General features: G+C 38.9%; 5 protein-coding genes and 3 pseudogenes. All 8 read left to right on the top strand.

Annotation, left to right across the window (positions count from 1 at the left end; translation table 11 throughout):
* Positions 1-147 (top strand): annotated as a pseudogene (locus tag EP737_RS26355) (alpha-ketoacid dehydrogenase subunit beta); the annotation flags it as partial.
* A gap of 12 nt (positions 148-159) precedes the next feature.
* Positions 160-1,548, top strand: coding sequence for a dihydrolipoamide acetyltransferase family protein (locus EP737_RS21260; protein WP_129730756.1), 1,389 nt, complete (start codon positions 160-162; stop codon positions 1,546-1,548).
* Between the two features lie 24 nt (positions 1,549-1,572).
* Positions 1,573-1,734: pseudogene (locus EP737_RS21255) on the top strand (alpha-ketoacid dehydrogenase subunit beta); the annotation flags it as partial.
* 12 nt (positions 1,735-1,746) lie between these two features.
* Positions 1,747-1,956 (top strand): annotated as a pseudogene (locus EP737_RS26630) (biotin/lipoyl-containing protein); the annotation flags it as partial.
* A gap of 93 nt (positions 1,957-2,049) precedes the next feature.
* Positions 2,050-3,498 carry a dihydrolipoyl dehydrogenase gene (gene lpdA, locus EP737_RS21250; protein WP_246040332.1) on the top strand — a complete coding sequence of 483 codons (1,449 nt, stop codon included), beginning with the start codon at positions 2,050-2,052 and terminating at the stop codon, positions 3,496-3,498.
* A gap of 51 nt (positions 3,499-3,549) precedes the next feature.
* Positions 3,550-4,497, top strand: coding sequence for a sugar-binding transcriptional regulator (locus tag EP737_RS21245; RefSeq protein ID WP_129730754.1), 948 nt, complete (start codon positions 3,550-3,552; stop codon positions 4,495-4,497).
* Positions 4,498-5,189: 692 nt separating this feature from the next.
* Complete coding sequence (locus EP737_RS21240) at positions 5,190-6,137, top strand: sugar-binding transcriptional regulator (RefSeq protein WP_129730752.1); 948 nt, start codon at positions 5,190-5,192, stop codon at positions 6,135-6,137.
* A gap of 157 nt (positions 6,138-6,294) precedes the next feature.
* Positions 6,295-7,185 carry a lipoyl synthase gene (gene lipA / locus EP737_RS21235; protein ID WP_129730750.1) on the top strand — a complete coding sequence of 297 codons (891 nt, stop codon included), beginning with the start codon at positions 6,295-6,297 and terminating at the stop codon, positions 7,183-7,185.
* Positions 7,186-7,286: the final 101 nt, after the last annotated feature.

Genomic DNA, 7,286 nt, shown 5'->3' with positions numbered 1-7,286 from the left:
GAAGCATTTGACTATTTAGATGCCCCTATTAAACGATTAGGTGGATTAGCAGTGCCAATTCCTTATAACCCAACGCTAGAGAAGGCTGTTATTCCTCAAGTTCCTGATATTATTGAAGCGGTAAGAGAAACGGTTCGTTTTAAATAAGGGGGAAGAATCATGGCAAAAGAGATTTTTATGCCAAAGCTAAGTAGTACGATGGAGGTTGGTACCCTTCTTCAGTGGTTTAAGGAAGAAGGAGATACTGTTGAAATTGGGGAACCATTGTTCGAAATTATGACGGATAAAATTAACATCGAAGTTGAAGCATACGATGATGGTGTCTTATTAAAGAAGTATTTTGATCAGGATGCCCAAGTGCCTGTTAACCATGTTGTTGGTTATATTGGCGAAGCAAATGAACAAGTGCCTGCAGAACCACCAGGGATGGCTGGAGAAACTGCGGATTCAGCACAAGAAGAAGTGGCAGCAGCAACGGCAGCAACGGTTGAAAGTGCTCCAGAGGCAGTTGTAGTTAATTCTGGTGAAAAGCCGCGCGCTACTCCTGCGGCAAGAAGAGAAGCAAAAGTGAAACAGATGGAATTAGCAGCGGTTCCAGGAAGTGGTCCGAATGGAAGAATTCATCTGAAAGATGTCAAAATGTATGTTGCTCCGGGTGTAGCTACAGCAAAAATTACACCACTTGCAAGCAAAATCGCAAAACAAGAACAAGTTGATGTATCGACACTTACGGGTAGCGGTCTAAACGGCAAAGTTGTGAAGCAAGATGTAACTGCAGCTGTTCAAGGAAAAGATAAGAAAGCGGCAGCAACTTCGACTTCCTCAGAGAAACAAAGAAAAGAAGCATCTTCAGCTTCTCCAGAGAAGCGAAGAAAAATTGCAGGTATGCGAAAGGTTATTTCTGACCGTATGTCTCAAAGTGCCTTTACAGCACCACATGTGACTTTAACAAGCGACATCGACATGACAAAGGTGAAAGAGTTACGTACGCAGTTATTGCCTATTATTGAAAAGCAAACGGGATTCCGTTTATCCTATACGGAAGTTATCATCAAAGCAGTAGGAACGGTATTGTCACGATTCCCAGCTCTCAACGCGTCATTTGTAAACGATGAAATTATTTATAATGATGACGTTCATATCGGTTTAGCAGTTGCCGTGCCGGATGGTTTAATGGTTCCGGTTATCAAAGATGTAACGCAAAAAGGATTAGCAGATTTAACGACAGAAGCAAAAGATATTGGTAAACGAGCAAGAGAGCAAAAATTATTACCTGATCAATTAAAAGGATCTACATTTACAATTAGTAACCTAGGTATGTATGCTATCGACACCTTTACTCCAATTATTAATCAACCTGAAATTGCAATTTTAGGTGTAGGAAGAATGGTAGATAAACCAGTTGTTGTAAAGGGATCTATTGAAGTCCGTCCAATGATGGCAGTTAGCTTATCATTTGACCACCGTGTTGTTGATGGAGCACCAGCTGCAGAGTTCTTAACAGAGTTAAAACGCGTTCTGGAAAATCCGTTTGAGCTATTAGTATAAAAGGTGAGAATATAATAAAATCGTATAATCGCTGAGAGTGAAGCGTTCGATTATTTAGATGCACCTATTAAACGATTAGGTGGACTAGCAATGCCAACTCCTGATAACCCAACGCTAGAGAAGGCTGTTATTCCTCAAGTTCCTGATATTGTTGAAGCGATAAGAGAAACGCTTCGTTTTAAATAAGGGGGAAGAATCATGGCAAAAGAGATTTTTATGCCGAAACTAAGTAGTACGATGGAGGTTGGTACTCTTCTTCAGTGGTTTAAGGAAGAAGGAGATACTGTTGAAATCGGAGAACCATTGTTCGAAATTATGACGGATAAAATCAACATCGAAGTTGAAGCATACGATGATGGTATCTTATTAAAGAAATATTTTGATCAGGATGCCCAAGTTCCTGTTAACCATGTGGTTGGTTATATTGGTCAAGAAAATGAACAAGTGCCTGCAGAACCACCAGGGTTGGCTGGAGAAACTACTGATTCAGTACAAGAAGAAGTGGCAGCAACGGTTGGAAGTACTTCGGAGGCAGTTGCAGTTAACTCTGCTGCGGCAAGATATGACATCGTAGTAATAGGCGGGGGTCCCGGCGGTTACGTAGCAGCTTTGCATGCTGCGGAACTTGGGAAAAAAGTAGCCTTAGTTGAGGCTGATTTTTTAGGCGGTACATGTTTGAACAGAGGATGTATCCCTTCTAAAACATTATTAAAACATGCTGAAGTAATTGAGTCAATTGAAGAGGCTAGAGCTTGGGGAATTGAATCAGGGGAGCTTTCCTTTTCACTGGATAAAATGAAGAAGCGCAAAGACGATGTAATTCAGAAGCTACGTGGCGGCATTGCTTATTTGTTAAGTCAAGGGAAAATTGACTTGCATCAAGGCTTTGGCATCCTTGAAGAAGGAAAAGTGATTAGAGTAGAAACAAAAGCAGGAGAGACAACAAGAATCCAGGCGGATCGCATTATTGTAGCAACTGGATCAACACCGGTTGTACCACCAATTCCTGGGTTAGCTTCTGCTCAGTTTGATACGAGTGATACGATTTTTGATCTTCCAGCTATACCTAAATCAGTTGTGATCATTGGCGGTGGCGTAATTGGTGTGGAATTTGCTTGTATCTTTGCTAGCCTGCAGTCCGATGTAACTGTTATTGAGGCAGCGGATCGTATTATTCCAAGTGAGGATGCAGATGCTTCTAAAGTACTAACAAAACTTTTGAAGAAAAAAGGTATTCGTTTCTATACGAGCACGAAAGTGACAGAAGTACAGCAAGATGGAGAGAAGAAGGTTGTAAAATGTACAGATGCAAAAGGGAAAGAGCTCTCCTTTAAAACGGAAACACTTATCGTAAGTGTTGGAAGGAAGCCAAACCTTTCTGCAGTTCAAGATGTAGCAATTGAAAAAGAAGGTCCTTTTATTAAGGTCAACGAAAAAATGGAAACGAATCTACCAGGTATTTATGCAGTAGGCGACGTAGTTGGAGGTTATCAATTAGCCCACGTTGCTAGTGCTGAAGGTGTTGTGGCAGCAGCTAACGCAGCAGGCCTGGAAGAAAAAATGGAATACAAAGTGGTTCCTCGCTGCATTTATACATTGCCTGAAGTTGCGAGTGTTGGTATGACAGAAGAAGAGGCAAAAAAGAAAGGGCTATCTGTACGTACGGAACGCTTTGATCATGTTGGAAATGGAAAAGCACTAGCTCTTGGAGAAACAAATGGCTTTGTAAAGGTTGTCTATGAAGAAAAGTATGGCGAAATTATTGGTGTAACAATGGTTGGACCGCATGTGACAGAGATGATCTCAGAAGCCTCTGCCTTTATGCACCTGGAAGGGACTGTCGAAGAAGTAACAAAAATGATTCACCCTCATCCAACTGTTTCTGAAGCGTTTTATGAGAATGCAATGCATATTGTTAATAAGATGAGAACGAATGGTGTTCTTGTTTAATATAGTTGCTTACTAGAATAAAAGTAGCTGTATAAGTAAAGAGGCGATTATATGTTAGGTTCGGAAGAAAGAAGACAAATGGTGAAGGTTGCTAATTTGTACCATCTGAATGGTTGGACACAAGAACAAATCGCAAAACGAGTAGGTGTCTCAAGACCTGTTATTTCAAAGCTATTACAAAGAGCAAAAGAAATCGGGATTGTAGAGGTGTATATTAAGGACGAGAATTCCCATACAGTCGACTTAGAGCTAAATCTAGAAAAAGAATTTGGGCTAAAAGATGTAATCGTGGTTTCAACTGCTGGATATACACCAGAGATGAGGAGAAAAGCAGTTGGACAAGCAGGTGCTTATTATTTAGCTAACAACCTAAAAGATATTAAGCGACTAGGAATTTCATGGGGAACTACTGTAGCTGAAGTTGTCAAGGAGTACCCGTACGAGCGAAGAGAAGATGTTAGGATCATTCCTCTTGAAGGGGGAATGGGCCATCAATCTGTGGAGATACATGCTAACCAACTAGCATATGAATTATCTAAAAAGATGAATAGTACCTGTTCTTACTTGTATACACCAGCAGTCGTGGAAACAGAAGAGTTAAAAAATCACCTCATGGCAATGCAAGAGATCGAAGTGGTCCTTGAAGAAGGAAAGAATGTAGATGCAGCACTTATCAGTCTAGGGAACCCTCATAGAGAATCTACACTACGGGAAATTGGCTACTTAAAGGAATTTGATTTGGATAACCTTCGGAAATTTGGTGCAGTAGGCGATATTGCTTTTCGTTTCTTTGATAAATTAGGGGAACCTATTAATCATCCAATAAATAACAAGGTTATCGGCATCTCATTGGAACAACTAAGAACAATCCAAACAGTTATTGCAGTTGTAGAGGGTTCACATAAAGCTGAGAGTGTACTAGGCGCTTTAAAAGGAAGTTATCTAGATGTATTAATTATAGATGAGATAACGGCAGCACTGCTTTTGGATAACAGATAGATGGCTGACCTAGGGGCCAATCACAATGGCCCCTAGGTTCAGCCTCTTTGTCTATATCTATCTTTACAAGTCTCCCAGGATATAAATATGCTGAAAGGCATGGTGGTAAAAAATCAGTAGGGATAGTAAGGCTGGTTAAGGAGATATCTACATTAGCAGATGTCATTTCTGAAACACTTTCAAATATTAAGATGTACAGCTGTAAAAGATTATAAAGAATCAAGAGAGGTCTGAAAAAGCTGGCAAGCCATCTAATATTCTATATTCATTGGCCCAAAAATTTAGCTTTAAGCTACTAAATATTTGTCGTCTTTCTTCCTTATTATAAGGGAGCACAAGCTAATGCTGGTTAGGTTTCATTCTAGTCTAACGTTTGAAACTAAGATTTTATTGAAACATAGTCAGTATTACATTACTTAAATTAAATGAGACAAATTAAGTTTCAAATAACCTATTTAGTATATGTGTCATCTCTATCCAAACAGTAATAGCATAGAATGTTTATTTAAATTAGATAGGATGGATTGTTTATGTTAATGGAGATAAAATTAAAGAATGGGGAAAAATAAGAAGTATCGTTTGCTAATTAAGCATACGAATAGGTACTTTGCCATTCAGGTAAGTTTGACTATTATCCCCTACATTTTAAATTTCCAAATATTTTAAGTATTTTGGGGTATAGAGGTGATTGTATGTTAGATTGGGAAGAAAAGAAACGTTTAGCTCAAGTAGCTAATTTGTATTATATGGAGGATTGTACACAGGAACAAATCGCTCAGAAAGTTGGCGTATCTAGAAGTCTTGTCTCAAAACTTTTGCAGAAGGCAAGAGATGTTGGAATGGTAGAAGTATATATTAAAGATGAAGATTTTCGTACGATACAGCTGGAATATCAACTTGAGAAGAAATATGGATTAAAGGATGTAGTTGTAGTTTCGACTTCTGAACTTACTCCAGAAATGATAAAAAGAGAAGTGGGACGAGCAGGCAGCCATTACCTTTCCAAAAGTTTAAAAGATGTAAGCCGAATCGGTATTTCCTGGGGGGCTACTTTGGCAGAATTGGTAAAGGAGCATCCTGTTGAACAAAGGGAAGGGATAAAAATTATTCCTCTTGTTGGGGGCTTAGGAACGAAGCGTGTTGAGCTACATTCTAACCAGTTAGCATATGAGTTATCAAAAAAGATGAATAGTACCTGTTCCTATTTGTATGCCCCAGCCGTTGTAGAGACAACAGAATTAAGGGATCGGCTTGTTGCTATGAAGGATATCGCATCAGTACTTGAAGAGGGACAGAATGTAGATATAGCCCTTATTAGTGTTGGGAATCCTTATCAAAATTCTACTATGAGGATGCTTGGGTATTTACAAGATCAGGATTTAGAGCAACTCCGTAAAGCAGGTGCAGTAGGTGATATAGCCTCCCGTTTCCTAGATAAATCAGGAAATGTAGTTGAAATTCCACTAAATGATAAAGTTATTGGTTTACCTCTAGAAAAACTGAAAAACATTAAGAAAGTTATTGGGGTAGTTGATGGAATTCATAAGTTAGAAAGTTTATCTGCAGCTTTGAAAGGAAACTATATGGATGCATTAATTGTAGATGAGCAAACAGCGTTAGCCCTTCTAAAAGACAACTAACACACATAGCATAAATATTTCTTAATCAAATTCCAATTGACCCTAATTTCTTTTGTATTGAATTTATTCTAAAGAGGGGTGAATACTGGCCCTGGCCCCTATTTTATCTTTAATAGTTATTGTTTGGATACATTATGCCCATATGGAGATGGTTAGAATGGTAACAAAAACAGAGAACCTTCGTAAACCCGAGTGGTTAAAAATTAAATTAAATACAAATGAAAACTATACTAACCTCAAAAAAATGATGAGGGAAAAACAACTGCATACAGTTTGTGAAGAAGCGAAATGCCCGAATATTCATGAATGCTGGGCCATTAGAAGAACGGCTACCTTTATGATTTTAGGAAGTATTTGTACCCGTGCTTGTCGCTTCTGTGCAGTTCAAACAGGAGTACCAACAGAGTTGGATTGGAGAGAACCTGAAAGAGTGGCTGATTCAGTTGTACAAATGAATTTAAAGCATGTTGTAATCACTGCAGTTGCTCGTGACGATTTAAAGGATGGTGGGGCAGGGGTATTTGCGGAAACTGTACGTGCTGTACGTCGTAAAAGCCCTTTTACTTCTATTGAGGTTTTACCATCAGATATGGGGGGGATCTATGAGCACCTAAAGACCTTAATGGACGCACGTCCGGATATTCTCAATCACAATATTGAAACTGTGCGACGCTTATCTGACCAAGTTCGTGCGAGAGCAAAATATGAGCGTTCTCTTGAATTTTTACGCCGTGCAAAGGAAATGCATCCAGACATTCCAACTAAATCAAGTATTATGATTGGCCTTGGAGAAGAAAAAGAAGAAATTATTGAGGCTATGGATGATTTACGAGCAAATCAGGTAAATATCATTACAATTGGTCAATATTTACAACCATCTAAGAGGCATTTATCAGTTATGAAGTACTGGACACCTGCTGAATTTAATGAGCTAAAGGAAATAGCTTTAAGCAAGGGGTTTGATCATTGTGAGTCAGGTCCTCTGGTCCGCTCATCTTATCATGCTGATGAGCAGGTAAACTCGGAAAAAGTACAGCCACGTGGCTAAGGTACGGAGATGTAATGATTGTTAACTTGTATTGTGGTTATATGATTAGAAAGTTTTATTCTAACTAGATTAAATAGAGCTTTAATGTAGATTTATATTTT

This window comes from Ectobacillus funiculus (assembly GCF_004138295.1).
GTDB classification, from domain to species: Bacteria; Bacillota; Bacilli; order Bacillales; family Bacillaceae_G; genus Ectobacillus; species Ectobacillus funiculus.
This window is presented reverse-complemented; position numbering and strand designations above follow the sequence as displayed.